This window comes from Streptomyces sp. NBC_01351 (assembly GCF_036237315.1).
Classification (GTDB): Bacteria; Actinomycetota; Actinomycetes; order Streptomycetales; family Streptomycetaceae; genus Streptomyces.
Window position 1 is genome coordinate 8,336,928 of the sequence record NZ_CP108356.1, and the last position, 26,336, is coordinate 8,363,263.

30 protein-coding genes and 3 pseudogenes are annotated in these 26,336 nt (G+C 69.0%); 18 read left to right on the plus strand and 15 right to left on the minus strand.

The window, feature by feature from the left end; all coding sequences use genetic code 11:
- Window positions 1-470: 470 nt before the first annotated feature.
- Window positions 471-919 (plus strand): annotated as a pseudogene (locus OG625_RS38415) (ATP-binding protein); the annotation flags it as partial.
- Window positions 920-1,014: 95 nt separating this feature from the next.
- On the opposite strand, the gene OG625_RS38420 reads toward OG625_RS38415, so the two are convergent.
- Window positions 1,015-1,425 (minus strand): RidA family protein, encoded by a 411-nt coding sequence (locus tag OG625_RS38420; protein ID WP_329390184.1) that lies wholly within the window; start codon window positions 1,423-1,425, stop codon window positions 1,015-1,017.
- Window positions 1,426-1,624: 199 nt separating this feature from the next.
- On the opposite strand from OG625_RS38420, the gene OG625_RS38425 reads away from it, so the two are divergent.
- Both OG625_RS38425 and OG625_RS38430 read left to right on the plus strand, forming a co-directional pair.
- Window positions 1,625-2,170, plus strand: a complete 546-nt coding sequence (locus OG625_RS38425) for a GNAT family N-acetyltransferase (RefSeq protein ID WP_329390186.1) — start codon at window positions 1,625-1,627, stop codon at window positions 2,168-2,170.
- 310 nt (window positions 2,171-2,480) lie between these two features.
- Window positions 2,481-2,903 carry a hypothetical protein gene (locus OG625_RS38430; RefSeq protein ID WP_329390187.1) on the plus strand — a complete coding sequence of 141 codons (423 nt, stop codon included), beginning with the start codon at window positions 2,481-2,483 and terminating at the stop codon, window positions 2,901-2,903.
- Between the two features lie 25 nt (window positions 2,904-2,928).
- Here OG625_RS38430 and OG625_RS41540 read toward each other — a convergent pair.
- Together OG625_RS41540 and OG625_RS38435 are read right to left on the minus strand one after the other, a co-directional pair.
- Window positions 2,929-3,027: pseudogene (locus OG625_RS41540) on the minus strand (DUF4158 domain-containing protein); the annotation flags it as partial.
- A gap of 306 nt (window positions 3,028-3,333) precedes the next feature.
- On the minus strand, window positions 3,334-4,071 hold the full coding sequence (locus OG625_RS38435; RefSeq protein WP_329390189.1) for a dienelactone hydrolase family protein: 738 nt from the start codon (window positions 4,069-4,071) through the stop codon (window positions 3,334-3,336).
- Window positions 4,072-4,569: 498 nt separating this feature from the next.
- On the opposite strand from OG625_RS38435, the gene OG625_RS38440 reads away from it, so the two are divergent.
- Window positions 4,570-4,950 (plus strand): hypothetical protein, encoded by a 381-nt coding sequence (locus OG625_RS38440; protein ID WP_329390191.1) that lies wholly within the window; start codon window positions 4,570-4,572, stop codon window positions 4,948-4,950.
- A 123-nt stretch (window positions 4,951-5,073) separates the two neighbouring features.
- Here OG625_RS38440 and OG625_RS38445 read toward each other — a convergent pair whose 3' ends face one another.
- Window positions 5,074-5,607, minus strand: a complete 534-nt coding sequence (locus tag OG625_RS38445; protein WP_329390193.1) for a CbrC family protein — start codon at window positions 5,605-5,607, stop codon at window positions 5,074-5,076.
- Window positions 5,608-5,719: 112 nt separating this feature from the next.
- Window positions 5,720-6,433: a transposase gene (locus OG625_RS38450; RefSeq protein WP_329390195.1), complete on the minus strand. Its 714-nt coding sequence runs from the start codon at window positions 6,431-6,433 to the stop codon at window positions 5,720-5,722.
- Window positions 6,434-6,581: 148 nt separating this feature from the next.
- Here OG625_RS38450 and OG625_RS38455 point away from each other — a divergent pair, with 148 nt between their 5' ends.
- From OG625_RS38455 to istB, 3 genes are all read left to right on the plus strand, one after another.
- Window positions 6,582-6,989: a hypothetical protein gene (locus OG625_RS38455; RefSeq protein ID WP_329390198.1), complete on the plus strand. Its 408-nt coding sequence runs from the start codon at window positions 6,582-6,584 to the stop codon at window positions 6,987-6,989.
- Window positions 6,990-7,103: 114 nt separating this feature from the next.
- Window positions 7,104-8,459 carry an IS21 family transposase gene (gene istA, locus OG625_RS38460; RefSeq protein WP_443067844.1) on the plus strand — a complete coding sequence of 452 codons (1,356 nt, stop codon included), beginning with the start codon at window positions 7,104-7,106 and terminating at the stop codon, window positions 8,457-8,459.
- Window positions 8,456-9,229 (plus strand): IS21-like element helper ATPase IstB, encoded by a 774-nt coding sequence (istB, locus tag OG625_RS38465; RefSeq protein ID WP_329390202.1) that lies wholly within the window; start codon window positions 8,456-8,458, stop codon window positions 9,227-9,229. The genes istA and istB overlap by 4 nt, the downstream gene beginning before the upstream one ends.
- Before the next feature lie 18 nt (window positions 9,230-9,247).
- Here the strand turns inward: istB and OG625_RS38470 are convergent, their stop codons facing one another.
- The gene (locus tag OG625_RS38470; protein ID WP_329390204.1) at window positions 9,248-9,601 is read right to left on the minus strand and encodes a hypothetical protein; all 354 of its coding nucleotides are present in this window, start codon (window positions 9,599-9,601) and stop codon (window positions 9,248-9,250) included.
- Window positions 9,602-9,692: 91 nt separating this feature from the next.
- Between OG625_RS38470 and OG625_RS38475 the strand changes: the two genes are divergently transcribed.
- From OG625_RS38475 to OG625_RS38485, 3 genes are read left to right on the plus strand one after another with little or no spacing between them, the layout of a single operon-like run.
- A complete protein-coding gene (locus OG625_RS38475; RefSeq protein ID WP_329390206.1) occupies window positions 9,693-10,442 on the plus strand; it encodes a hypothetical protein in 750 nt (249 codons plus the stop codon).
- A gap of 38 nt (window positions 10,443-10,480) precedes the next feature.
- Window positions 10,481-10,861 (plus strand): hypothetical protein, encoded by a 381-nt coding sequence (locus OG625_RS38480; protein WP_329390208.1) that lies wholly within the window; start codon window positions 10,481-10,483, stop codon window positions 10,859-10,861.
- A 60-nt stretch (window positions 10,862-10,921) separates the two neighbouring features.
- A complete protein-coding gene (locus OG625_RS38485; RefSeq protein WP_329390211.1) occupies window positions 10,922-11,695 on the plus strand; it encodes an ATP-binding protein in 774 nt (257 codons plus the stop codon).
- 67 nt (window positions 11,696-11,762) lie between these two features.
- Here OG625_RS38485 and OG625_RS38490 read toward each other — a convergent pair whose 3' ends face one another.
- Entirely contained in the window at window positions 11,763-12,161 is a 399-nt protein-coding gene (locus OG625_RS38490; RefSeq protein WP_329390213.1) for a hypothetical protein, read from the minus strand.
- Between the two features lie 485 nt (window positions 12,162-12,646).
- Between OG625_RS38490 and OG625_RS38495 the strand changes: the two genes are divergently transcribed.
- Both OG625_RS38495 and OG625_RS38500 read left to right on the plus strand, forming a co-directional pair.
- The gene (locus OG625_RS38495) at window positions 12,647-13,819 is read left to right on the plus strand and encodes a hypothetical protein (protein ID WP_329390215.1); all 1,173 of its coding nucleotides are present in this window, start codon (window positions 12,647-12,649) and stop codon (window positions 13,817-13,819) included.
- A gap of 1,588 nt (window positions 13,820-15,407) precedes the next feature.
- Complete coding sequence (locus OG625_RS38500; RefSeq protein ID WP_329390217.1) at window positions 15,408-15,566, plus strand: hypothetical protein; 159 nt, start codon at window positions 15,408-15,410, stop codon at window positions 15,564-15,566.
- Between the two features lie 173 nt (window positions 15,567-15,739).
- On the opposite strand, the gene OG625_RS38505 is transcribed toward OG625_RS38500, so the two are convergent.
- Window positions 15,740-15,937: a hypothetical protein gene (locus tag OG625_RS38505; protein ID WP_329390219.1), complete on the minus strand. Its 198-nt coding sequence runs from the start codon at window positions 15,935-15,937 to the stop codon at window positions 15,740-15,742.
- On the opposite strand from OG625_RS38505, the gene OG625_RS38510 reads away from it, so the two are divergent.
- The gene (locus OG625_RS38510; RefSeq protein WP_329390221.1) at window positions 15,932-16,927 is read left to right on the plus strand and encodes a hypothetical protein; all 996 of its coding nucleotides are present in this window, start codon (window positions 15,932-15,934) and stop codon (window positions 16,925-16,927) included. The two genes, OG625_RS38505 and OG625_RS38510, sit on opposite strands and share 6 nt — an antisense overlap.
- Window positions 16,928-16,952: 25 nt before the next feature.
- Here OG625_RS38510 and OG625_RS38515 read toward each other — a convergent pair whose 3' ends face one another.
- Entirely contained in the window at window positions 16,953-17,378 is a 426-nt protein-coding gene (locus OG625_RS38515; protein ID WP_329390223.1) for a hypothetical protein, read from the minus strand.
- A gap of 307 nt (window positions 17,379-17,685) precedes the next feature.
- On the opposite strand from OG625_RS38515, the gene OG625_RS38520 reads away from it, so the two are divergent.
- Window positions 17,686-17,823: a hypothetical protein gene (locus OG625_RS38520; RefSeq protein WP_329390225.1), complete on the plus strand. Its 138-nt coding sequence runs from the start codon at window positions 17,686-17,688 to the stop codon at window positions 17,821-17,823.
- A gap of 199 nt (window positions 17,824-18,022) precedes the next feature.
- Entirely contained in the window at window positions 18,023-18,166 is a 144-nt protein-coding gene (locus tag OG625_RS38525) for a hypothetical protein (protein ID WP_329390227.1), read from the plus strand.
- Between the two features lie 57 nt (window positions 18,167-18,223).
- On the opposite strand, the pseudogene OG625_RS38530 reads toward OG625_RS38525, so the two are convergent.
- Window positions 18,224-18,883, minus strand: a pseudogene (locus OG625_RS38530) (XRE family transcriptional regulator); the annotation flags it as partial.
- Window positions 18,884-19,089: 206 nt separating this feature from the next.
- Here OG625_RS38530 and OG625_RS38535 point away from each other — a divergent pair.
- Window positions 19,090-19,251, plus strand: a complete 162-nt coding sequence (locus OG625_RS38535) for a hypothetical protein (RefSeq protein ID WP_329390229.1) — start codon at window positions 19,090-19,092, stop codon at window positions 19,249-19,251.
- A 437-nt stretch (window positions 19,252-19,688) separates the two neighbouring features.
- On the opposite strand, the gene soxR is transcribed toward OG625_RS38535, so the two are convergent.
- Window positions 19,689-20,153: a redox-sensitive transcriptional activator SoxR gene (gene soxR, locus OG625_RS38540; protein ID WP_329390230.1), complete on the minus strand. Its 465-nt coding sequence runs from the start codon at window positions 20,151-20,153 to the stop codon at window positions 19,689-19,691.
- Window positions 20,154-20,248: 95 nt separating this feature from the next.
- Here soxR and fdxA point away from each other — a divergent pair, with 95 nt between their 5' ends.
- Window positions 20,249-20,590 (plus strand): ferredoxin, encoded by a 342-nt coding sequence (fdxA, locus tag OG625_RS38545; protein ID WP_329390232.1) that lies wholly within the window; start codon window positions 20,249-20,251, stop codon window positions 20,588-20,590.
- Window positions 20,591-21,532: 942 nt separating this feature from the next.
- A complete protein-coding gene (locus OG625_RS38550) occupies window positions 21,533-22,099 on the plus strand; it encodes a hypothetical protein (protein WP_329390234.1) in 567 nt (188 codons plus the stop codon).
- A gap of 506 nt (window positions 22,100-22,605) precedes the next feature.
- Here OG625_RS38550 and OG625_RS38555 read toward each other — a convergent pair.
- The 4 genes from OG625_RS38555 to OG625_RS38570 all read right to left on the minus strand — a co-directional run bounded on the left by OG625_RS38555 (window position 22,606) and on the right by OG625_RS38570 (window position 26,317).
- The gene (locus OG625_RS38555) at window positions 22,606-22,728 is read right to left on the minus strand and encodes a hypothetical protein (protein ID WP_329390236.1); all 123 of its coding nucleotides are present in this window, start codon (window positions 22,726-22,728) and stop codon (window positions 22,606-22,608) included.
- Between the two features lie 204 nt (window positions 22,729-22,932).
- Window positions 22,933-23,409: a hypothetical protein gene (locus OG625_RS38560; protein WP_329390238.1), complete on the minus strand. Its 477-nt coding sequence runs from the start codon at window positions 23,407-23,409 to the stop codon at window positions 22,933-22,935.
- A gap of 242 nt (window positions 23,410-23,651) precedes the next feature.
- Window positions 23,652-24,593: a Vgb family protein gene (locus tag OG625_RS38565; protein WP_329390240.1), complete on the minus strand. Its 942-nt coding sequence runs from the start codon at window positions 24,591-24,593 to the stop codon at window positions 23,652-23,654.
- Between the two features lie 44 nt (window positions 24,594-24,637).
- Window positions 24,638-26,317, minus strand: coding sequence for an ABC-F family ATP-binding cassette domain-containing protein (locus OG625_RS38570; RefSeq protein WP_329390243.1), 1,680 nt, complete (start codon window positions 26,315-26,317; stop codon window positions 24,638-24,640).
- Window positions 26,318-26,336 lie beyond the last annotated feature (19 nt).

Genomic DNA, 26,336 nt, shown 5'->3' on the forward strand with positions numbered 1-26,336 from the left:
GAGCGTGACGGTGAATCCGTGCCTTGATCCCTCATCCCAGGCAGCCCGAGAAGGCATCTGGCGGGCAGTCTGGACCCTTTCGGCGAAAGTTAAGTAGGGGGATTAACCTCCACCCTCGAAATCGCCTTACGGCAACCCCCAGGGGCCTTCTCGCCCTACTGTCGCCCGGGTTGGCCGGTGCAGTGGAATAGTCGGGCCGTGCGGTACGCGGCCGGACTCCAACGGCCGTGGGTGTGCTTCGCCATGCCCTGGAACGGCCCATCAGCCAGCGTCCCCATCGCTGTCGTGCGCGTGTGCGGCAGCGCAGTTCGTCGTGTCTGAAAGTGAGCATCGCCTTGACCGAGTTCGGCGTTCCGGCACTTACAACCACCGCCAAGACCACCACCGGCGCAGACCTCGCGTCGGTTTCCTACGACGCGCGTGCGATCCAGGTTCTGGACGGCCTGGACGCGGTCCGCAAGCGTCCCGGCATGTACATCGGTTCGACCGGGGCACGGGGCCTGCATCACCTGGTGCAGGAGATCGTGGACAACTCCGTGGACGAGGCGATGGCCGGCGTTGCCGACCGGATCGACGTGACGATCCGGGCCGACGGGGGAGTGAGCGTCGCCGACAAGGCCGCGGCATCCCGGTCGGACTGCACCCGGGGACGGGACGGCCTGCGCTGGAGGTGGTGCTGACGGTCCTGCACGCGGGCGGCAAGTTCGGCGGCGGCTACTCGGTCTCCGGTGGTCTGCACGGCGTGGGCCTGTCCGTGGTCAACGCCCTGTCGACCCGCCTGACGGCCGAGGTCCGTGTGGACGGGTTCCGGTGGAGCCAGTCCTTCGAGCACGGAGAGCCGACCGGACCGATCGCTCGTCACGAGGAGACCGACAGGACCGGCACCACGATCACGTTCTGGGCCAACGACGCCATATTCGGTGCACCTTGGTCGGAGCAGATGATCAGACGACGGCCGCCCCAGCGTCCCGCGAATGCCCAGCCGGGCTACCCAGTTCGATACGCCGTTCGAAGTCAGTCAGGCAGCGCCACGGTGAGATCCACCTCGACGAGCTGTCCCGGAAAGCCCAGCTGGGCGACGCCCAAGAGCGTGCTGGCGGTGGTGAACGCCGGACCCAGAGCAGACTCGGTGAGCCGACGCCAAGCGGCTCCGAGAATGTCCCTCTCATCGCTTCGCACGTAGATCACTGACCGCACCACATGTTCAGGCTGGGCACTCACCGCTGCCAGGGCAGCGAGCGCGTTCGCGACAACCTGGTCGACCTGCGCCTCGAGGGAACCGGAACCGACGAGGTCACCATTCCGATCAAGCGGGCACTGCCCCGCCAGATAGGCGGTACGGCCTGCCTCCACCACGGTGATGTGGTGGTAGCCGGGTGTCTCATGCAGCTGCTCGGGGTTGATGCGGGTGATCTTCTCAGTCATGTCAGCGAGTCTGACCAGCGTGGTGCCAGCACGCACCGCATTTTCTCCACTGGCAAGCATTCCGCAGTGACGTGAGGTCAAAGAACAAGCTTAGCTGTCCTGTGACGCCGGAGGTTGAGTGTTGTCATCGAAGATTGGTGACCAGCCGGTTTGTGCCACTGAAGGTTGAGTGCTGCCGCGCGGTTGCGAGACTGCTGCCATGACCAGCGACAACGTGCCGATCTTCACCCAGTTCGTCAGCCCTGAAGAGATCACCGAAGACCTCCTGCTGGCTCTCGTCGGGTGCTGGACCGAGGTGTCCAACGCGGGCGGAGCAGCCGGGTTCCCCTTTCCGCCGGTTGATGCCGGGGAGGTCACCGCCGCGGTCAATCGCATAGTCGCGGGCCTCAGTCCGGCAGGCAGCCGTCTCATCGCTGCCACGGTCGACGGCGGCCTGGTGGGCTGGCTCACCATCCGTTGCGATGCACATCCGCTGGTGGCGCACTGGGGCACGCTGCACCACGTCCAGACCCGGCTCGACGTGCGCGGCCAGGGCATCGGTGCAGGTCTCGTGCGCCGTGCCCGTGACGTTGCCCGAGACGAGATGGGCCTGGAGCAATTGCACCTTGCCGCACGCGGAGGTGTCGGCCTCGAAGAATTCTACGGTCGGCTCGGCTGGCAGGAGATCGGCCGCTGGCCCGGAGCCTTGCGACTGGCCGCCGACGACGACCGCGACGAGGTCCTCATGCTGTTGTCGCCCCTGTAGCGCCCGACGCGGAACAGGGCTCTGCCCGTGTCGCGGGACAGCAGTCTGCAGAGGTCGGCTCGCTGGTCGAGTCCGTGGCCCTGTAGCGCCCTAGGAGAGCACCCATCGGGGCGGGTGTGCGGGGTCGGTCGGGCAGGTGAAGACGTGCAGGTCCCGGTCCCGGCCGAAGCACTCTCGTGTTTCGAGTGGGCTTTTAAGGAGCAAGGAGGAGCATGAGCGGACACTTGATCACCGACGACGAGACACGCAGGATCGCGGAGGGCTTCCTCTCCGTGTCCCCCTTCTCGGCGATGTTGAGTGGGGACGGACCGTGATCGGCCCGAACGCCGAGTACCTCAAGGGGTGGGGGCCTGGCTTCCCCGAGGACGTCGAGCTTCGGGAGGGGCAGCGGTGGTCCTGGACCGTTTCGTTCACCGACCCTGTCGGCGAGGGCAAGGGCCTCTCCCACACGAAGGTCCTCGATGGGCTGACCCGGATCGTGTACGGGGAGCACTCGAGTCCTGACGGCTGGCAGTACCTGGTCATCCGCCAGTGGTTCACCGAACCCTCGAAGGCTCGGCAGGTACTCGCCCTGTCTACAAGCCACCAATCGCTGATCTGCCAGCAGGCCCTCTATGGCAGGGCGGTCTTCCGCACCCCGGATGAAGATTCCATGTTCGGCAAGAAGAAGGACTTCTTCGAGGAGCAGCGTCCCACTGCTGACCCCACGGCCATGGAATCGCCTGAGGAGTGAGGCGTTGCCGGGGCGGGCAAGGCACGAGGTGCTCCAGCACCGGCCACGGCACACTCAGCGGATCGTCCGGCAGGAACCGGCCGATGTAGCGCACCGTGCACATCTGTAGCGCGAAGCCCAGTTGGGGTTCAGCCGAGATACGCGCCAAAGGGGCAATGGGTTGATCTTGGTGTGACTTGATGCGTGGTCAGTGCAGCGATGCCGCAGTAAACGCGTACACCTCGCCCCGGCGGCCGGAATGGTCCGCCGCAGGTCGCGACGGTCACGGCCGGGGCTCCGTCGCAGTAAATCCGGCATTTACTGCGGCAGTTGCGAACGCGTCTCCGCGATCGAGCACCCGCCCGAATGTGGTTCTGCTGTGCGGACTTGAGGGGAGGGGACTGTCAGTGCCCGACGCGGACCAAACCTGGCGCCAGGCTGTTTGCCTGGGTCATGCCCCCAGATCCTCCGTCACGGGCAGGCACTCGGCGAGCAGGTCGACGACGTCGCGCCAGGCTCGCTGCGCGTGCTGTGGGTGGTAGCCGACGCCGGGGACCGTGGGGTGGTCGACCGGCGGGTGGTGGAAGGCGTGCAAGGCGCCGCCGTACACCGCGAGGCGCCAGTCGACGCCCGCGGCCTGCATCTCGGCCGTGAACGCGTTCCGTTGCGCGGGCGGCATGATCGGGTCTTCCGACCCGACCCCGGCCCACACCGGGCAGCGAATGCGCGCTGCCTCACCCGGTCGGCCCGTGGTCAGTGCGTTGACTGTCCCGATCGCGCGCAGGTTGACGCCGTCGCGCCCGAGTTCCAGCCCGACGGCGCCCCCGGTGCCGTAGCCGACGGCGGCGATCCGGTCGGGGTCGGTCCGCGGTTCGGTGCGCAACAGGTCGAGTGCCGCATGGCCGATGCCTCGCATCCGGTCGGGGTCGGCGAGCAGTGGCAGGCAACGGGCCAGCATCTCCTCGGGGTCGCCCAAATAGCGCCCGCCGTGAAGGTCGAAGACCAGCGCTACGTATCCCAGCTCGGCGAGAGCATCGGCCCGGCGGCGCTCGACGTCGCTGAGTCCCATGCCCTCCGGTCCGAGCAGCACCGCGGGCCGGCGGTCGACACCGGCCGGGAGCGCGAGGTGCCCGATCATCGTCAAACCGTCCGCCGGGTACTCGACCGTACGCGTCGTGATCGTCGTCATGAGACTGGACTGTAGTGATCGTCGAGCCCGGTTCGATCGGTGTTCTGCCGCTGGCAGAACAGCGTGCGTGTCCCTCGTGCCCCTCTGAAATACGGGGCCGAGCGCTCAGGGCTTCAAGATCATCTCGTTGCCCCTTTGGCGCTTACCTCGGTCACACCCCTCAAGGCCAAGGGCACCCCTGTGCCCAAGATCGCGAAGAAGCTCACCATCAAGACCGGCAAGAACGCTGGCCAGCGCCCCCCGTCACCTCGCTCTACCGCGCGCTCGCCGAAGCCGACGACTAGAACAAGATCATCCCATGGCGGGTTCGGAGCGTATCTGGGTCACACCCCGGATACGGCTTCAAGACCAGGCCGGCGCCCCGGTGACTGGTTCTCCGGACAGCGCGCCCACCGGCGGCCCCCAGCGTCCTGAGGATTTGGCTCCCCAAGTCGTGTCGTCCCGTCACGGAGCCGAGCAGGGTCTACAAGGGAGCGACCACCGGCGGATGGAGCGCGGATGAGGCACTGGCATGAAGAACACGGCGCCCAGGAGTGGCGGACGGCGGCCGACGAAGCCGACAGGCGGCGAGGAGTCGTCGTGCCGGCCGAGGAGCTCCTGGGCGTCGCGGAGGGGCGCAGGCTTCTGACCCTGGCACTTGAGCTGCTGGACAAGCCGGCGAGTCCCGGCGCGCTGACGGCGGCCCGGTCCACCGCCCGCAAGGCCCTGGGGGTCATCCCGCAGTCGAAGCCCGACCAGCTATGCCACGAGCACCGTTGGCGGGGCCGCAGCTCGTGGCCCGAACGCCCCCCTCTCGAGGTATGCGCCCGCCCCACCTGCGGCCGGTGTGTCCCTCTGAAGCAGGCCAGGGCGTCCGCCGACGAAAGCACCGAGATGTGACGGCATCGTGGTACCACCCCAAGGACTGACCACACCGTTTGCGGCTGGTGACGATCCTGCTGGCCAATTCCGGTGGGTGCGGATCCTTTGAAGGGAAAGGGCACCTGCTGAGTTGGGCCGTGGCTATGAAGCGTCGGCGTAGGCGAGATGGGTGCCGCAGACGGTGCAGCGGAAGAGCATGGCGCTTGCCCCCTGCCCGAGGTGGGTCAGGAAGGTGTCGAGCTGGGATGCGTCGTGCCAACCACTCATCCGAAGGTCGAGTCGAAGCTGGTCGAGGGCCTCGGGGTGGGCTGCCAGTTCGGTGTATCCGACCTCGCCGATGAAGGCTGCCGCGTCGTTGCAGTGGACAAGCCAGTGCGGATCCTGCCAGGCGTGGAAACCGGGGGTGCGGCGGGTGACCTGCACCAGGGTCTCCTCGCTGACGCCGTCGAGCCCGTATGCGTCGGTGAATTCACCTTCGAATCGTTCAGCGGCACTGCCGTCTGCGATGCACCAGGGGCAGAACCTCCCGCTGACATCCTGGGCCGTGAAGAAAGTAGCGGTGTAGATCCATCCCGTGTTGCGGTTGCAGCAGGCGCAGGTCTCGGCACTCTCGCGGAAGGACTCGCTTGCGACGGGGTCGGGGTGGTAGCGGAAGTGGGGCAGGCTGGTACTCACTGGTGAGCCTGCCGTTGCATGGAGAGGTCCGCTTCGACGCCGGTGGTCTGTGTTTCAACGGCCAAGCCTGTGAACCTCATGGGCCGCAGTCTCTCTGCAAGCAGGCCCGTGATCAAGCGGTGAGGTTGAAGTCCTGCTGGTCGAGTCGGGCGAGGTGGCTGGAGCGGGTTCGGTCGAGGGGACGGCCGTTCCACCAGGCGTCGAGACGGATGAGGTTGAGCGCGACCGCTGAGAACGCGTGTTCCAGGTGAGTCTTCTTCAGGCCGCGGTAGCGGGCGCGTCTCATGCCGGTAACGGCCATGGCCTGGTGGATGGTGCCCTCGATGCCGGCGCGGGTGGCGTACTTGGCCCGCCATTCCTGGCTGGTCTGCTGGGTGCGGGCCTCATCGAGGACCTGTTGCTGCTCGCGGGCGCGCAGGGAGAGTGTGCGGCCGCCGTTTTTAGCCCGCGTGCACTTGTCTCGGACCGGGCATGGCCGGCAAGTCTCCTTGTCGAACTTGACCACGATGGCCTTGGTACCGTGTTGGACGGCGGGACTCCACCAGGTGCTGGTGTGTCCGCGCGGGCAGGTTGCCTCCCGGTTGTCCCAGTCGATGGCGAAGGCGGTGCGCCCGAAGCCGGCACCGGAGCGGGCCTGGGGTGAGCTGTCCAACAGGACCGGGGTGACCAGGGTGACGCCAAAGCTCTCCTTCATGCCGACGATCAGCTCGGCGGAGGGGTAGCCGGAGTCCAGATAATGCTCAGCGGGCAGCAGGTCGCGGGCGGCGTGTCGGCGGCCGTGGCAAAGTCCAGGTGTGCGGCCAGTTGAGTCCAGGCTGATGGCCACTGGAATTCCAGGTGGATGGCCGTCTGACCTGTGGTGTTCCTGATCGCTTCCTTATCTGGAGGAGACCCCTCCGTCCGGTTTGCTGGTGTTTGCGAAGCATCAGCGGACTGGTCGAAGAGGTCCTGTGACGAAGTCTGACAGAGAGATCATGGAAATCCTTGAGGCGTACGACCTCACCGGGACGGTCTGGTCGGCGGCGAACTTGACGGGGCACGACCCGAAGACGGTCAAGCGGTATGTCGCGGCCCGCGACGGCGGGCGCAACCCGTATGAGCGAGAGCCGCGGCCGAAGATGATCGACGCGTTCCTGGAGAAGGTCGAGGAGTGGGTCGAGCAGTCGAAGGCGACGATCCGCGCCGATGTGGTCCACGAGAAGCTCGTGAAGATGGGCTACCGGGGCAGCGCACGCTCGACGAGGCGGGCGGTGAACGCGGCGAAGACCGCGTGGAAGACGGGCAAGCGCCGGACGTACCGGCCGTGGTGTCGGCGTACAAGTGAACGTGCACCACCGCGTACGGATGAACGTGCACCGTTCTTGATGCGGTGGGGCTGGTGACGCGTGAGTCTTCTGTCGTCCTGTTCGGGTCGGTGGAGGGCGGCGAGAGTGGTCTTGGATCCGCATCGCTGGTTGGAGCTGAGGCGGTTTCGCGGTCTGTATGAGTCCGGCGCGATGAGCCTGCGGGAGATCGCGAAAGAGACCGGGCTGAACCGTCGCACGGTCGTGAAGTATCTGTCTGGCGAGACGCCGGTCGCGCCGCCGCGAAGGGCTCCCAACGGGCAGCCGTACCGGCGGGTGGTGGATGAGGTGGCGCCGTTGATCGACGCGATGCTGCGGGCCGAGATCCTACTCAAGGGGGCCGTGATTCACGAGCGTCTGGTGGCCGAGTACGGGTTCACGGGCAGCTATCAGCGGATCAAAATGTACTTGCAGGAAGCCCGCCCGCGGATCGCGGAGGAACTGGGCATCAGCCCGAGTGAACTGGCGGGCCTGCACCGCAGGTTCGAGGTGGTGCCGGGGGCTCAGGCCCAGGTGGACTGGGGTGACGAGGGAAAGATCCTCGCCCACGTCGGGATCCCGAAGGTCTACTCGTTCCACATGACCTTGTCCTACTCGCGCGATCCGTTCTGCTGCTTCACCACCAGCCAGGACCTGGCCACCTTCTTCGACTGCCACCGCCAGGCGTTCGCGCACTTCGGCGGGGTCCCGATGTCGATCGTCTACGACCGCACCAAAACGGTGGTCCGCCGGCACGTCGCACCAGGTGAAGCCGTCCCTCTCCATCCGGAGGCTGTCGCCTTTGCCGGGCACTACGATTTCGATCCCGACGTACTGGCTGCCTATCGGCCCACGGGCAAGGGCCGGGTCGAGCGCCAAGTGCTGATCGTCCGCGACCACGTCCTTGCGGGACGGGCCTTTGCCTCGGTCGAGGAACTCGACGCCGCGTTCATCGCCTGGGTGCCGCTGCGGCGGGCGAAGGTGCATGGCACCCACGGCGAGGTCATCGGCCTTCGTGCGATCCGCGACCACGTGGCCCTCCGCCCGCTGCCGCAGGCGCCGTATGTGGTCACTCAGCGGCATCTCCGCCATGTCGGCAAGGACTGCCTCGTCGCCTTCGACGCGAATCTCTACTCGGTGCCGGCCCGCAAGGTCCGCCCCCGTCAGCTGGTCGAAGTCAGGGCCACGAAGTCCCAGGTCATGCTGCATGCCACCGCCCCCGATCGCACGGGCGAAACGCTGCTGGCCGTCCATTCGCGGGCGGTCGGCCGAGGCGCCCGGATCGTGGACGAGAAGCACTGGGACGGCCTGCCCACGGGCGTCGGCCGGCGCGTCACCACCGGTGACGGAGGTCTGCCGCGGCCCCGCCGCCACGACGCCCCGGCCTCGCAGGCCGGGCCGCTGGCGGCCCTGCTGAACCGGGCCGCGGTCACCCAGGTCGAGGTCGGTCGCCGACCGTTGTCGGTCTATGACGAGCTGACCGGCACCCGCCCCTTCACCACCAAGCCGAGCGCGAAGGAATCGTCTTGAGCGAGCTGGTCTCCACCCGCATCCGCAACACGGCCGGCAGGCTGGGCCTTCCCCACCTGGCCGATGCCCTGACGCAGTACGCTCAGCGGGCCGACGAGGCCAAGATGGGCTACCTCGACTTCATCGACCTGGTCCTCTCCGAAGAACTCGCCGTCCGCGAGGACCGCCGTTTCCGCACCGGTCTGCGGATCTCGAAGCTGCCGCACCACAAAACGCTGGACGACTACGACTTCTCGTTCCAGCCCGAGCTCGACCCTCGCAAGGTCAAGGACCTCGCCACGTTGTCGTTCGTCGAGGCCAAGGCCAACGCCGCTCTGCTCGGGCCGCCGGGGGTGGGCAAGACGCATATTGCCGTCGCTCTCGCGGTCGCGGCCTGCCGGGCCGGCTACTCGATCTACTTCACCAGCCTCGACGACATGGTCCGCAACCTCAAGACCGCCGAGGCCGCCGGGCGTCTGACCAGCAAACTCGGCAGCTACCTGCGGCCCGCGGTTCTCGTGGTCGACGAGGTCGGCTACCAGCCCCTCGAACGCGCGGAGGCCAACCTGGTCTTCCAGGTGATCTCAAAGCGCTACGAAAAGGGCTCGATCATCCTGACCTCGAACAAGACCTTCAGCGAATGGGGACAGGTGTTCGGCGATGAAGTCCTCGCCACCGCCATCCTCGACCGTCTCCTCCATCACTGCGACGTCATCTCCATCAACGGCCCCAGCTACCGGCTCAAGAATCGGCTCGCTGCCATCGAACGTGAACGGGACGACGCGGCCTGACCAAGCCTCCCGGAGTTTTTACAGGTCAGTCCAGACATGTCCCTCAAAGTAGTCGTGCCAGCCCCGGAAGTACCAGTTGGCAAGATCCCCGATTCGCTCGATGCAGTCCTCGAAATAGGCATCGGGCGCCGGCTTGGGGAAGTTCGGGTGTGACGTCCACGACGGAACCCAGGTCGCGACCTCATAGAACCCTTCGGCGACCCATCGATCGAGCTTCTCGTCAGACTGGGATCGCTCGCATGCGGCTCGCATCGCCTGTTCCAGGCGGGTGAAGGCAGCCCGGTCCCACTCCAGATCCCCGCGCAGCCGCAGCAGGAAGCTGCCCTCCTCTGCGTCGAACTCCCGCTTCAGAACCTTGGTGATCTCGTCCATAGCCGAGATCATGACAGTCCCCGGAGAGACCCCCACACCGCCTATGGCCAACCATCACGCCGACCACCAAGCGGTGCACGTTTGTCTGTACTTGGCGGAGCACTCAGAGGAGTACGCCGACACGTGGATTCCCGAGCCGGGCCGGTGGCTGCAGTTCGACTGGGGAGAGGGGCCGCGGATCGGCGGCCGGCGGACCTGGCTGTTCTGCGCGTGGCTGTCCTGGTCGCGGTTCCGGGTCGTGATCCCGGTCTGGGACTGCACGTTGGGCACGCTGGTGGCCTGCCTGGACACCACGTTGCGGCGGATCGGCGGGGCACCGACCTACGTGCTGACCGACAACGCGAAGACGGTCACCGTCGAGCACATCGCCGGGATCCCGGTCCGGCACCCGCAGATGGTCGCCGCGGGCCGGCATTACGGCTGCCGGGTGGCCAGTTGCGTGCCCTACGACCCCGAGTCGAAGGGCGGCGCGGAGGCCACGGTCCGTAGCGCGAAGGCCGACCTGGTGCCCACAGGTGCGAACCTGCTGCCCGCCTACGACTCCTTCGCTGAGCTCGCGGATACCTGCCGGACCTGGTGCGAGCAGGTGAACTCCCGTCGCCACCGGGCGACCGGGCAGATACCCGCGGACCGCCTGGACGTCGAACGCACCACCCTGCACGTCCTGCCCAGCGAGCCGCTCGCGCTCGCGCTGGGCGAGGAGAGGCTGGTCGGCTCCGGATCGCACGATCAGCTTCAACTCGGTGCGCTACTCGACCCCGCCGGGCCATATCGGCGCGAGGGTGTGGTGCCGGGTCGTCGGCGAGGAGCTTTCCATCGCCGCCCGCACCAACTCCGGTGACCTGTCGGAGATGTGGCGCCACCGGCTCTCCACCCCGGGTGTTCCGCAGATCATCGACGCGCACTACCCCGACCACCCGGACGGCCGCAGCGTCCACCAGCCGAGGCTGCGGCCCCGCGGAGGCGGAGATCGCGTTCGTGGGCATCGGCCCCGGGGCCGGGCGCTGGCTCAAGGAGGCCGGACCCGCCGGCGCGGTCCGTATCCGCGCCAAGATGGCCCGCGCGGTCGAGCTGGCCACCGTCCTGGGCAACGACCAGGCCCTCGGTCTGGCCGCGACGGCCGGACGCTTCGCCGACGACGACCTGCTCTCGATCCTGGGACACATCGCGGACAGCAAGCCCGCCGGCGAGGTCGTCCGCGCGGACGAGGCCCACTCCGTCCAGAACGGAACCATCGGCTGGCAGGCCCTGGGCCGCTGAGCCAACACACAGCCCACCACGGCATTCTGACTGCACGTCATCCCACAGAACGGCACCGCCATGAGCTTTCCCAGCCCGCCCGCCATCCCCGAGGAACTCGACAAGCTCATGCGCCGCATGCGCCTGCCCTACATGCGCAAGGCCGCACCTGACGTCCTGGCCACCGCCCGAGCCCAACGGGGGGACCCCGCCGAGGTCCCACGGCTGCTGATCGCCGAGGAGGTCACCGGCCGCGACGCTGCCACCCGGCGGCTTCGCCGGCACTCGGCGAACTTCCCCACCGGCAAGACCCTGGGCTCCTGGCGGGCCGAGGACTCCACCATCCCCGAACCCACCCAGAACTCCCTGATCACCCTGGAATGGATCGGCCGCGCCGAGAACCTGGTGATCGCCGGCCCGTCGGGGACGGGCAAGAGCCACTTCACCGAAGGCCTGGCCCAGGCCGCGATCGAGAAGGACCTGCGCGTGTCCTGGTTCACCCTGGAGACGCTCAGCGCCGCGATCGGGAAATCGAAGGTCGACGGGTCCACCGCTCGCACCGTCGCCCGGATCTGCCGCGCGGACCTCATCGTCATCGACGACATCGGCCTGCTGCCCGTCGGAGAAGACGCCGCCGAGGCGTTCTACCGCATCATCGATGCCGCCTACGAACGACGCTCCATCGCGGTGACCAGCAACATCCACCCCTCCGGTTTCGACACGATCATGCCGAAGACCCTCGCCGGCGCGAGCACCGACCGCCTCATGCACCACGCTCACCTCGTGACCACCACCGGCGACTCGCACCGCCTCGCCGAGGCCCTCGCCGGGAAGGGAGTGGTCCCCTTGCACTGACCCCCACCCCTGGAACACCTGTCCTCCGACAAGTGATCTTGACTGCCTGGTCCAGGGGCGTTCGTCCTCAGCAGTACGTCTCGATGAAGAGGAGTATGCGACCGTCGTCCGCGGTGAACTCGTACGCCTCGTGGATCGGCAGGTCGGCGGCGCCGAACCCGGCCCGAGCTTCGAGCCAGGCAGCCGGGCGCTCGGCCTCCGCAAGGAAGCGGGGGAGCCACCACTGGTCCTGGTCGTCGTAGTACTCGCCCATCGACATCACGTCGGCGCTGACGGCGAGCCGCTTGGCCCGGCGAGGGTCCAGCGGCCCGCGGGCAAGCCGCCAGTAGCAGCCGTCGGCGTCGGTGAAGCCGCGGGCCATCAAGGGCGGGAGGACGTACGAGCTACCGGACTCCTCCGCTGGTGGTGGCTGCATAGCCGCCACCACCTCGGCGAGGGTCGCGGCGTGCTTTCGCTTCTTCGGCACCTGCACAGGATGTCAGAACCGCGTCCTTCGGTTATCGGCCAAGATCGAATGACAGAAGTCCGATGGCCATCAAGACCACCTGTCAGAGGACAACACGACTGGCCACACGCCTGGGTTTCTGATGGCCACCAGCCTGGACACCCAACGGCCACCCACCTGGGCATCTCAATGGCCGTTGACAACGATCTCGGGGCACGGCAGCACGAGAGTGGTGATGGGGTGCAGCCGCAGCGGACGTCGGAACCCGGCTCACCCGCCCAGTCAACCGCTGCCCGAGACGCAGGCCGTGCCGGATGCGGCCCCATTGTGTGCTGTGCGGAAGGCGTCCGGTGCGGCTCCCCGCTCGTGGATTCAGGACGAAAGCATGTCCATCATGACAGGTCAGCGCCGTTTTTCGTAGGACGGAACGCACAGTTCGCGAGGCTTGTCCGGTCCGTTCCCCGCCACTCAGAATCTCCTTCGTGCGTCATCCGCAGACAGGGGGAATGGTGACGATCGATCACGACGCGGTGCTTCGGGCCCGCGTGCTGCTGCTGGGGTCCGGACGGCCGAGTCGGGCCGAACTGGTCGGCGCGTACCGGGTTCTGGCCGAGGTGAGTCCAAAGGCGTACATGCCGAAGTTGGTCGACGCCCTGCTCGCGCTGCGCCACGAGATCCGGGATCCGAAGGTGGACCTCGCGCTCGCCGCCGAGGCTTCCCGGGCCGCTCGCAGGATAGAGGTCGGGGCGCCGAACCGGGCGGAGCGGTTACATCGGGCCCTGGACGCCTATCAGGCTTCCTTGTTCGCCCTCGGGCACAGGGCGGAAGGACGCGCAATCTGTGAGGAGCTTGCCGAGGCCGGCCGAAGCGATCCCCTGGCGAGCGTTCTGGCCGAGGAGGGGCACTTCAGGGAGGCCGCGGAGCTCGACGAAGAGGGCGCCCGGAACGGAATTCCGGAGCACTCCTTCTGGAACATGGTCCGGTGGGCGGCGAACCTGGAGGGCGCCGGGCTGCACGACGCCGCATCAGCCGTCTTCCGCGAGCTCCTTGAGGAGACCCGGCGCAAGGCGGCCGAACAGCGCACCGCTCTGGCGATACTCACCTGGGAGTTGGTTCACTTCTCCCGGATGCGGGAGGCCGTCGGGGATGAGGCGAGTGCTGCGGCCGCCCGGCGAGAGGCCCTGAGTGTCCTGGAGGAGCTCGCGACCACGGGCGAGCCGAAGAACTGGAGTTGCATCCTCGGGTGGTGGAGGACGCTCTTCGTCCTGTCGGGGCGGGCAGCCGAACCCGCCGCGAGCCCCGAGTCCCCGATGCCGCCGTTCGGCACGGAGCTCCGATGGTCGCGCGACGTGCGGGACGGTTTTCTCGGCATGCTGCCGGGCCTCGAAGCGGAGGCGGCGAGACTGCGCGGGGCCGATCGGCTGCCCGAGCTGGTCGACGTCCAACGCAGGATCGGCATCCGCGCGGCCGTCCGCGAAGGCGACCACCCCTACCTGTTCAAGGACCGGTTCACGCCGTACTTCGACGACGGTGTGACGCTCGCCCGCCGCCTGCCCGACAACCACGCACGCCTCGCCCGCGCCCTCACCGACCGGTCGATGTTCCTCGTCGCGGCACGATCCTTCGAACCCGCGCATGCCGACTTCGCCGAAGCGGTCGCCCTTCTCCACGATCGCTGATCGCGCCGCCCGGTCGCCGCGTCGCCTGGGCACGAGGACGCGGTCCAGGCCGTCATGGTGCCCATCGTTGGGGCCTCGCGGTGGACCAGGCCGAACGTGAGGCGTTGCTGAAGTACGCGGCCGACTGCCCGAACGCGACGCTCGCCTTCGAGCGGGCGTCCTGACCACCGACTAGACCAGCTCTCGGATCGACCTCGGCGCGGGTCGCCACCACCACGGTGGCGGTCCGCGCTGTCGTGTGTCCGGGACCGGATCCAGACTTCTCCGAAGGGGTGAATTCTCCCTCGCGTACGCGGTTCTGGCGGTGCGCCGGTCTGGGTGCTCCTTGGAGTCTCGGCGTGCCGTGGTGGAGATTTGGGCATGATAGGTGGGCCTTCGGGTCCGAGAGATGTGGGGTGTCCGGTGGGGCATGTGGGTGTGCAGCTGATGGCCGCGATCGTGTTGCTGGTGGCAGTGGGTGCAGCGTTTCAGGAGTGGGGTGCCGCACGCCTCCGGACCGCCTTCATGTACGTGAGCGTCGGCGGTGTGTTGGGCGTTGGGCGTTGGGCTGCTGGTCTTTGACGGCGAAGTCTGGGACGTGCTGACAGCAATGGCGGTGTAGACCTGCCGGTATCGGCGGGTGCCTTGAACTGTTCAGGGCGAGGGGGTCTCGCGGTGGACCAGGCCGAGCGTGAGGGGCTGCTGAAGTACGCGGCTGACTGCCCGAACGCGACGCTGGCCTTCGAGCGGGCGTCCTGACTGCCGCCTGAATCCAGCTCCCGGATCGACCTTGGCGCGGGCCGCCACTATCACGGTGGCGGCCCGCGCTGTCGTGTGTCCGGGGCTGTTCCGGGCTTCCCCGTAGGGGGGCGATTTTCGCCCATCCAATGCTCTGACCTGTGGCTATGTGGGGACTTGTGGAGCTAACTCCTTGCTGTTCGAAAGTGCGGATCACACCTCCAGCCGGAGGCGTGATCCGCACTTCGACGGCACCCACCCCGCCATCACCGTCAACGGCCAAGCCTTCCCCCCGACCACACCACCGTCCACGGTCGGCCCTGCACCTGCATCACCGTCGTCCTGTTCGCAGGCGCGGGCGCCACCGTCACCTTGACCCAGCACCAGCAGGCGCACTGAGCCGGTACCTCCCGCGATTCAGGACCGTTAGCTCCCGCGGTGGCGGCACCAGAGGCCCTGCCCAGCGGCCGGCACTGACCTCGGCCCGCGACCTTGCGTCACCAGGCCGGGGCCTCGGCCTCGAGATGCTCGACAGACGAGAACTCCCGGCCCCGCCAGAACGGGACCCGGTCGTAGGGCATGGGACTCGCGGCCGGCCGCGGCGGTCACCGTATCCGTAGGGCCCGCTTCGTGGGAGCAGGTGCCGCTCGTCCTGGTTGAGGCAGGGCTGTGCCGGCGGGCCTGGGTCTCGGCTTGGACGGCGGGCTGGCCGACTGGCGGACCGCTGAAGCGTAGGTGCGTCAGGAGCGGGCTCGCAGAGCTTGAGTGAACGATGTGTGCTCCTTCTGGAACGACCCCCTCCGCAGGGGTTGACGGAGGCATTTGCCAGGCGGATCGTAGGCGCCTCAGTCGACCGAACGCTGGAGGTCCCGTGACCGACGAGTACCGCACCATAGAGCGGACGTTGCCAGTCGGCACCGCCGCGATCTTGGGGGCAGCTGGCATGGACCTGACGGATGCCGAGCTACTTGAGCGGTACCCGCGCGTGGCCGAGATCCTGGCACGTTGGGAGCAAGAAGAGCGGGGGTGATGCCCCCATCAGGGACCATTCCGGGCCGACTGTCTTCCCGGCTCCCCACGGGAGGGCCGTCGCGTTCCTCACGCGATGCGCAATGGGTGCGACGTAGCTCCACGGCGAGCGTTTGCCACCAGCTCACCCTGTATCGGGGCCGGGTTTCCATGCGGCTGGTCCGCTGCCGGGCCCTACTCGATCAGCAGCAGGTCGTCCAGGTTGACGGTGTCCGGGTCGAGCCTCGTGCGGCGGAGGAATTCGAGGAGGTCGCGGGGGCCGAGGGCGCGGCTGAGGATTTCGCCGTTGACGCAGACCCGGTGCCCGCCCTCGGCGTCCGGCGGGTGGACGACCACGCGCTCGGCGGTGAGGTGGAGTTGCCCGAGGTGCACCCGGAGCAGGTCGCTGCCCTGGCCCGCCGCCGGGACCTGCCCGCGCTCCTGGACCAGTACGTGCCCCTCGGCCCGGACCAGGCCGCCGCCCGCCTCGGGGTCCGCAGGGCGGATTGGGACTGGGTGGTCCGCCTCGGGTACGTCGCCCCGGTGGGGACGGTGGACGTCGGCTACAAGCACCACGGCGGCGTGACCACCGTCCCGCTCTACAGCGCCCGGGACATCGCGCTCCTGGACGTCGTCCGGCCGTGGGTGGACTGGCGGGCGGTGCGGGAGACCCGTCCGGGCCGCCGCTCCCTGCTCGCCGCCCTGACCCCGGTCACCCCGGACACGGACCGGGTCCTGCTCGCCGAGGTGGCCCGGATCGCCGGGATGGGGCGGGCGGCGGTGGTCAACTGGCGCCGCCGCCACACCGACTTCCCCACCCCGACCGCCGGGACCGAGGTGCATCCGGAGTTCGACCGGGCCGACGTCGTCGCGTGGCTGCTTGCCAACGACAAGATCATCCTTCCCGCCGGGGCGGGGGAGGCCTCGCTGCTGGTACGCGGTGACATGGGCGCCACAGGCCGGTTCCGGCTGGATGCACCGTGGCTGGGCCTCGCCGACGACATCGAGGGCATCGACCAGCTGTCAGGCTGGGTCGTCGACGACGTGGACGCCGACGCCCTGGCCGCCCTGGCAGCCGGGGAGTTCGGGGCCGGGCTGACCCGGCTGACCGCGCCCGGTGCGGGCCCGCTCGCGGTGCTCGGCGAGGTGAGGGTGACCGACCGATTCCGGTCCGGGTCGGGCGGCCTACGCATCACGCTGGAACGGCCGGCCCGCCTGGAGGCGGGGGCCGTCCCGCTCGTCCGGGGCCCCTCGACCCAGGGGACTCGCTCGTCCATCCCGGGTGTCGAGGACGAGCCGGAGGAGGACGAGACGGCCGGGGCCGGTACGGCGTGGCGGCCGGGAGAATCTCCTCGGCCTGCTCGCCCCCGCGCGCTCCGTTGAAGCGCGCGCGAGTCCAGCACTCCTGTTAGTGGTCCCACCAGTCCCCGCGCTTGCGCTCCGCCAGCGGGGGAAGGTTCGCGACCTGCCGCGCCCTCCGCCTCATGGCGGCCTGCTCCTCCGCCTTCTTCGCAGCCAGTGCTTTCAGCCGGGAGGTCACCGGTGTGGACACCAGGCGGGCGGCTTCCTTGCGCGCGAGCTCCTTGCGGACCGCCGCCCGCTCAGCCGCCACCCTCTCAGCCTGGATCTCGTTTATGCGCGCGATTAGATCCTGGTACGGGGGCGTCTCGTAGTGACGGCCGGGCAGCGTGCTCAGCCGATGTACGATCTGCACCACCCTGGTCTGATACAGCGTCAGATCAACTTTCTTCATGTGCCGGAGCACGTCATCCGGAACGATGGTGATCTTCTGACCATCCCCGCGTATCCCCAGCCTGGCCAGCTCATCAGGCATCCCGCGAGACCGCCTACGCGCCACAGCAACTCCCCCCATCTAAACCGACATGACGTTCTACGGATACCGCACCATGGGCCCGCTGTGGGCCGGTGTCCACGCTGCGGGATCGCGGTCCTGGTGACCCCGGCCGCAGAGCCGCGGCGGGGAGCACCAGAATCCCCGGACCCGGGGAGCCTCCCGCTCGTCCCCGGCCCCCGAGGACCCCCTCGGTCACCTCCTGGCCGTCCCGGACCCCGGTCCCACAACGCCCTGACCTGTGGTGTTCCCACTTTCCCCGTGTGAATGAGTGCGGTGGTAGCGCGGGGTGGGCGTCAGCGAGGATGCCCCGTGGCTGGGCCTCGCCGACGACATCGAGGGCACCGACCAGCTGTCGGGCTGGGTCGTCGACAGGACGCCGACGCCCTGGCCGCCCTGGCGGCCGGGGAGTTCGGGGCCGGGCTGACCCGGCTGACCGCGCCCGGTGCGGGCCCGCTCGCGGTGCTCGGCGAGGTGAGGGTGACCGACCGATTCCGGTCCGGGTCGGGCGGCCTGCGCATCACGCTGGAATGGCCGGCCCGCCTGCGCGGCACCGCCTCGCAGACCGGCGGGGGCGGCGTGGTCCGCCACGGAGTCCCGCACGCGAGGACTGGCGAGGACTGCGTGTGCGCTCGCCACGACTGCGGCGGCTGGTCCCGGTCCTCTGGTGCGCCGAGCACGGGGACGAGGTCGGCCCGGTGCTGGAGTGGCACGCGGGCGGCGGCCTGCGCTGCGCGCAGCTCACGCGCGACAGGGCGGCAAGCGCGTAGGGGCTTGTCGGCTGCGAGTGGCCCCGGCGCACCCTCGGGTGTGCCGGGGGTCGTTGGTCAGGCCCGGATTTCGTTGACCAGCATGCGCAGGGTGAGGCTGTGCTTTTCGGGTGGCAGGGCGCCCATCGCGGCGGTGGCGTGCGCGACACCCCCGGCCTTGTCGCCGGAGCGGGCGAGCATCAGCCCCCGGTGGAGTTCGAGGTGGGTGGCGAAGCGGGGCAGGCTCGCGGGAAGTTCGGCGAGGGCCTGGTCCTGCGCGGCGGTCGCGGCTTTCTCGTCGCCGAGGCGGGCCATGAGCAGGGACCGGAACACGTTGAGCCGCCACCACGGCACCGCGTAGTCCGAGGTCTGCTGGTGCGAGCCGGCCGCGTCGAAGACCCCGCGCCCCTGGGTGTCGAGGGCGAGGGCGGTTGCGCGGTCGCCGCGGAGGGCGGCGGCGTGGGCCTTGCCGTAGATGGCGTTGAGCAGCCCGAGGGAGGGCCGCTCCGAGAGGGCTAGGGCCTGGTCGGCGAGGACGTCGGCGGCGCCGAGGGAAGCCCCCTCGTGCCCAAGGGCGATGGCGGCCCGGCCGCGTACCCACACCCGCGCGGCCGGGTCCCCGGACTCGTCGGCGGCGCTCGCGGCCATCCGGTACCAGCGCACGGCCGCCGCCCCGTCTGATCCGGGGAACGTCTTCGCGTACAGGGTCATCAGCCGCGCGGCCACCGACCACAGCCGGCTGCGTTGCGGGTGCGGTTCTGGCGGGGTGCGGTTGGTACGCGGACCGTGCCGGGTATGGGGTTGCGGGTGTGGCCGTGGGCTTGCTGGCGGGTGTGGTGGTGCTGGTCAGCGCGTGGCGGGCGGGAGCGTTCTGCATGTCGGCCGGGTCACCGTGTCCGAGCAGTGGGGTGGGGCGTGGGGCGCGGGCGGATCAGGAGCGTTCGGTGCGGCTGTTGGCCGCTGCCAGCCAGGCCTTCGGTACGGACGAGGAGATTGACGCGCTCGCTGAGGAGGTGGTGACGTTCGAGCAGATCGTGCTCTACGGGGTGACCGACCTTCCCGTCCAGGAGTACCCGCCTCACGGCCACGATTACCCGAGCTCCTGATCATCTCTGGCCGGCTACCGGGGCTCTCGTCATCCGGACAGGAGGCCGTGGTGTCGCTGAGGGGAAGGGCGGTTGCGGTATCGGTGGTTCGGTGAGCTGGGGTGTTGCAGGTCTACGTGAGAACGGGTTTGCGGCGTCAGATGCGGCTTGACCTGGGGTTGTTTCGGGTTGGTTGGGAGTCGTCTGGGTGTTGCAGGTGGCGTCTGGGTCTAAAGGATCGAGGCGTCATTTCGCGTTTTTCAGGGGATTATGCAGGTCAGCGGGGTGTTCGGCGGGTCGGGGTGCGGGCTTTTAGCTGGTGCGTGGTTTCGGCGTGGTGGTCGAGGCGGATGGCGTCAGCCAGGGTTTGTGCAGGTCGGCGACGGGACTGATTACCGGACCGAGTAGCCCGCAGTCTGTGTAGCGACCGTGCTGAACTCTCTGGCGGGATGCCCGTCTCACAGTCGTCGGGGGCCGACACCGTCGCCGGCGAGCGTGTCTCCGGGGTTCAGTAGAGCGCATGCCTTCATCGAGAGGCATCCGCATCCGATGCATCCGGTGAGCTCGGCCTCAAGTCGCTCGATGGTCTGTCGGCGCTCTTCCAGCCGACGCTTCCAACTTCGCGAGGCGCGCTGCCACTCCTGGTGACTTGGTGGGCGGTCGAGCGGTACGTCGGCGAACGCCTCTCGAAGGTCTTGCAACGGGATGCCGATCCGTTTGGCAACCGAGATCAATGCGACACGGCGCAGCATGTGGCGAGGGTAGCGACGCTGGTTGCGATCGTCGCGTTCGGACGCGATCAGGCCGAGCTCTTCGTAGAACCGCAGGGCGGAGACGGCCGCTCCGGTTCGTGCGCTCGCCTCGCCGATGCTCAGCCAGTCGTCCGGGGTGGCCCGGACGTCGCCGGAACGGTTGCTCGTCATGAAAAGCCTCCTGTTGACCTCAAGGCTACTTGAGGCCATACGGTCGGCTGCGTCGGAACGGCGGGCAGGAACCACCTGGAGAGGACGGCAGTTCGATGACGTTTGTGATCGCTTTGCCCTGTGTGGATGTCAAGGACAGGGCATGCATGGATGAGTGCCCTCTCGACTGCATCTACGAGGGTGAGCGCATGCTCTACATCCAGCCGGACGAGTGCATCGACTGCGGAGCCTGCGAGCCGGTGTGCCCGGTCGAGGCGATCTTCTTCGAGGACGACACCCCGCAGGATTGGCAGCACTTCAACACCGTGAACGCCGAGTTCTTCTCCGACCTCGGCGCCCCCGGCAGCAGTGCGAAGCTCGGTCCGATCGGACGGGACCATCCGATCGTGGCAGCGCTCCCGTCAAAGGGCGCCGTCCCTTCACTCCCGATGCTGTAGTGCCGCCGGCCCGGGACGGGCTGGCCTCGCGCATGGGCAGCTCCGGCGACCCGTGGGGCGCGCCTCCGGCTGGCCGCGTACCCGCACCCGCTCCCGTCCCGACTCCGGGTGAGCGTTCACGTTTTTCGGCTCTGAAGCTCCTATAGATCGTCACCTTGACCACCGCCCGGCCTTCGCGTCAGTGGAGTGACAGCCAGGGGCTGGCGAACTCACGCCACCGGCAGCGACCGCCCAATAGGGCTTCTCACAGATCGCAAACCTGATCGACCAAAACCGAGTTCTCAGGGAGGATCCCATCAGCATTGACCCATGACGCTGAGGAGATCCCTGTGATCACACAAGGAGTACAGGTCACAGGCCGGTGCAGTGCCTGCGGAGGTACGACGACCTGCGATGTCGGTCAGTTCTTCGACCGCGGCATGCTCTGTTGGGGCACCGAAGGGCGATGCGTGGACTGCCCGAACGGGTGGTGCGAGGAAGACAGCGGCCCCGTCACGCCCGAGAACATTCGACAGGCTCTGCTGCAAGCGCACGGGCCGGCGCGGCTTCGCCTGTCTGGAGACGTGCCGAGCCTTGTTCCCGTACTGCAGGCCCTCCGCAGTGCACGGGAACTGTCCCTGGGCGAAGCACGAGCGCAGGCAACGGAACTCGCCGAGACCGGTCTCATCGGCACGCTCGTCGAGATGGAGGTCCTGGCGGTCCACCTTCGGAGACGAGCCATCGCGGTGAGCGTTGAACCAGCGGCGTAACCCCGTCAGGACACCACCCACGCGGCTTGACAACGGCATTGAGAAGTCTTTCCACGCGTAGCCGAGGGAAGAGGTCTGCATGGAGTCCGGGGCTGGCGGCGCCCTGATGTGCATGTACCCCTATGGCGCTTCCGGCCCCGTGTCCGCATACCAGCCAGCCGCGTTCACCGGTGGACATGAGAGGAGCACGGCCATGGCAGCCAACCGCCGGCGCGGCGAACGGGAGCGGTTCTCGTACGACGACATCAGGGACGCGATGGTGGAGATTCTGGAGAAGGGGCACGGCATCACCACGAGCCGCTACCACGGCCGCACGTTCCGCCCTGCTTGTCACCTGATCCACCAGGACAACCTGGAACGCCGCAAACCGCGCGGCAAGTTCCCGCGGTGCCATCCCAACTTCGGCAAGTCCGACCGCGACTTCGAAGGCGAGTGGGACGAATGCGCCCTGACCCCCGACCTGCCCTCGTTCAACGACGAGCTGAGGGTGGACCACGAGGATGCCTGGTGGGTGGGCGACCGCATGGTGGCCTACGTCTGGTACCCCTACGACGTGCCACTGCAGGAGCTCGGTAAGGCCGACGCCCGCGCCGCGCGACACGGTCTGAACCTGACCCTCCACACGGGCTGGGGCGCGCACTACTACGGCAACACCCCGGCACTCATCCTGGCCCCGGAATCCTTCAAGGTTCCCCACCACCCGCGCACCGAAGACCTGATCCGAGCCGCACGACAACGTCCCGCCCGCTGTGAGTGGTAACCGCCGGCGAAAACAGTCCGGGGCGGCGACCGGTGAGGCTACCCGCATCTTCACCTCCTCGGTGGCATGGGCCTGGGCGGGCGGGAGGTAGTCCGCCAACTGCACTCGGACGCCCTGCAACACGGGCCATGCAACGCGGACAAACGCAACCGTGCGTTGCGGGCCTGACATGGCGCAGCGTGTTCAACGCGGTGCTGCGCGAGTGCTTTGCACTCCGCGTTGCGCTCCCTGCCGGACCTCGGTTGGCGGAGGCGGGAAACGCGGTCCGGTTGACCTGTCTCACCGGAGTTGGGTCGTGTCTCACTGAAGATGGACAGATGGTGCGCCGCCCTCCGACACCGGAGAGGCGCCTGCCGGTGAGACGACCGTAGCCTCGCGCTGACGCCGAGGCCCTGGCCAAGTACTCGATAGATCGGGCGTGACCAGCGCTACGGCGCATCGGTACACCTTCGGTGAGACGGGTCGGCTGCGCACCTATGCCGAGAGGATCAACTGCGGAGCGGGCATCACTCCTGGGCGGAGGCGGTCAACTCCATCATCGCCTGGGCGTAGGTTGCGCCGTCAATCTCCTCGTCGTGGTACTGGCGCATCAGCTCGTCGATCTTGGCCTGTAGCTCTGCCCGGTCCATCGTTATCTCCCAACATGTCAGTGCCGCAAGGTGGGGACAGTAGCGCGACACGTACCGCACGGACGGCGCTTTCCCCAGATCGAGGGCACTTTGCCCTTCCACTTTCGAGCTGGTCGCGGGCTGGTCGAGCGGACTTGATTGCAACGGTCACACGAGCACCTTCCTGCGCTTCGGGCTGCCCCGCCTGGCTCTCACCGAACCTGGTCACCGCCACCCGCCCCACTGCGCGGCCCTTCCCAGACCGCCGCGGGCTGCAACCTGATCCATCCCACTCCTGAGGGCTGTCCCGCAGAGCGGCTCAAGGCTCGGGGCCATGCGGTCTGACGCTGGACGCCGGCCGTTCGGATCAAGAGCGTGTCGCAACTGCAGCCAGTGACGCGCGCCGGCCAGTGTCACCTCGATGTCGTCACTCCATGAACAGACTTCCAGCCACGACATGTAGCCGCCCTGTGTGAAGACCAGGGCCTCACCGGGGCACTCGCCGGCCTCGGTGACGAGCTGCGCTTCGGCCGCCACGACAGTGCCGGGGCCGGTGGGTGCGGGCTCCACCTCGCTGGTGTCGAGTTCGAAGTAGGCGGTACCGCACCCGCATGTGTAGCGCCCTTGGACGCTGAGGTACGGGACCTGTCTTCGGAGTGCGACATGCACCGGATCGTTCGTGTTCAGGACCTCCGCAAGCACGTCGGCTAGGTCGGCAGGCAGGCACCCGGCGCGGTGTCTGCCCGTTGCGTCACATGAGCATCTCCTCGCCGGACTGCGTACAGGGGTGGAGACAGTCAGCGCGGGAGCCCGGCCGTCCGGTGGGCTCGCATTGACGCCGTGCACACGAACACCCTCGAGCGAAGCATCACCGGGGCCGGTCCCAGCGGCCCGGCTGCGTGCTGTGGCTCATCGGGCGAGTGTGCCTGGCTGAACCGGCCGGCTCAACCGGGTTCTTCTGGCACGCTTCCAGGGCGGCGCACCTCCCAGCGGGAGATGCCGCCGTGCTCCTCGGCGACGTACAGCGTGCCGTCCGGGGCGAAGGCCAGACCGTGGGGTTCGCGGTCGGGGGCCGCTAGCGGGTGCTCGGTGAGCTTGCCGTCCGGGGTGACGGAGCCGATCCGGCCGGTGCCCCACTCGGTGAACCAGCAGGTCCCGTCCGGGGCGACCGCGACGGCGTGGGGGCGGCAGTCGGCCTCCGGCAGCGCGAACTCGGCGAACTCCACGCCTGCTGTCTCGCCGGTCGTGAGCCGCCCGATCCGGCCGGCGCCGATCTCGGCGAACCACAGGCTCCCGTCCGGGCCGACCGCGAGCCCGACCGGGGCGGCGCCGGGCGTGGGCAGGGGGTGGAGCCGGACCTCGCCGGAGACGGTGATCCGGCCGATGGCGTTCGCCTGGTTGAGGGTGAACCACAGGGCCCCGTCGCGTCCCGCAGTGAGGAAGGACGGGAATCCCCCCTCGCACGGCAGCGGGAACTCCACGATCCGGCCGTCTATGCCGATCCGGCCGATGCGGTCGGAGTTCGTGCAGGTGAACCACAAGGCGCCGTCGGGGCCGACCGCGATCCCGTACGGGCCGCCCGCGCCGCCGGGCAGCTCGTACGAGCGGCTCTCGCCGTCCACCGCGATCCGGCCGATCCGGTGGTCGCGGTACCGGGTGAACCACAGCGCGCCGTCCGGTCCGGCGGTGATCAGGGTGGGGCCGCAGTCGGCGGAGTCCAGTACGAACTCCTCGACGCGGCCGGTCGACGGGGTGAGGCGGGCGATGCGCCCGGTGCGGACGAGGGTGCACCACAGCCGGCCGTCCGGTCCGATGGCGAGCGCGTACGGGCCGGAGTCCGGGGTGGGGAGGTCGAGGGTGCCCAGCGGGCTTATGGAGGTGGTCAAGTGGGGGCGTCCTATCGGCAGGGCGGGGAGGGGCGGGCCCGTCGTCACGGGCAGGTGGCGGCTGCGGCTGGTTCCGGTGCCGGGGCGTGCAGGGCCAGCCGGTCGCCCGACCAGCGGGCGCACAGCCGTCGGTCGTGGCTGACCACGACCACCGCGCCGGCGAACCGGGCCAAGGCCTCCTCCAGCTCCTCCGCCAGCGCGGGAGAGAGGTGGTTCGTGGGCTCGTCCAGCAGCAGGACGTCGGCCGGTTCGGTGACCAGGCGGGCCAGGGCCAGCCGCTGCCGCTGTCCGACGGACAGGGAGCCGACGGGAGCGGACAGCCGGTCGCGGGCGAACAGGCCCAGTGAGAGGAGTTGTTCGGCGTGCTCCTCGGGGGTCCCGGGGCGGCCCTCGGCGTAGGCCGCGAGCAGAGTTCCGCGGCCCGTGCCGGCATCGGTGTGCTGGGCCAGCAGTCCGATCCGGCCGTGGCGTACGACCTGCCCGCGGTCGGGGGCCAGGGTGCCGGCCAGTACGTGCAGCAGGGTGCTCTTGCCCGCCCCGTTCGGGCCCGTGACCAGCAGTCGGCCGCCGACCGGCACGTTCACGTCCACCAGCGCGAGCCGCCCCTCGACCGCGACGCCCGCCGCGGCCAGCAGCACCCGTCGCGCGTCCCCGGAACCGGCGGGCGTTCCGGGGTCGGCGGCAGCCGTGGCAGCGTTGCGCGATACCGCGGTGAACCGCAGCGGGTCCGCGGGGGCCGGCACCGGCCGGGCCAGCAGCCGGGCAAGGCGTTCCTCGGCGTTGCGGACCCGGCTCGCGAGGGACTGCTGCACCCGGCCGGCAGCGCGGTCGTACGCCATCTTGTTGCCGTCCTTCATGGCCCGCCCCGGCGCCACCCGGCGGGCGGTGACGGCGGCGGACTCGCGCAGCCGGGCCGCCTCGGCCCGCCAGGCTGTGTGGGCCTCGGCGCGGCGGCGCCGGTCGGCGGCGCGCTCGGCGAGGTAGCCGGCGTAGCCGTTGCCGTACCGCACGGTCCGGTGCAGGTCGCCGTCGACCTCCAGGAGGGAGGTGGCGACGCGTTCCAGGAAGGCCCGGTCGTGGGAGACGGCGACCGTGATGCCGCGTCGGGCGCGCAGGTGGTCCTCCAGCCAGGTCAGGGCGGCGCCGTCGAGGTGGTTGGTGGGCTCGTCCAGGAGCAGCACCTCGGGGGCGGCGGCAAGCAGCACGGCGAGGCGCAGACGTACGACCTCGCCGCCGGACAGGCTGCCGACGGTGGACTCGCGAGGCAGGGCCGGCAGGCCGAGGCCATGCAGGGAGCGCTCCACGCGGGCGTCGGCGTCGTACCCGCCGCGCAGTTCGAAGGCGGTGAGGGTGTCGGCGTACGCGCTGAGGGTCTCGGCGGTGGCGTCGCCGTCGGCCATACGGGCCTCCATCCGGCGCAGGTCCCGCTCCAGGGCACGCAGCTCGGCGAGGGCGCGGTCGACCACCTGCTGGACGGTCAGGTGCGGGGCGAGGTCCTCTTCTTGTGCGAGGTAGCCGACGCCGCCTTCGGCGTGCAGGACGACCTCGCCGCGGTCGGGGCGCTCTGACCCGGCCAGCAGCCGGAGCAGGGTGGACTTGCCGGAGCCGTTCTCGCCGACGATGCCGAGGCGTTCGCCGACGGGGACGGAGCAGTCGACGGAGTCGAGGACCAGGCGGCCGTTGTAGGACTTGGTGAGGTCAGATGCGGTGAGCTGTGCAGTCATGGGGCGGCTCCAGGGGTTC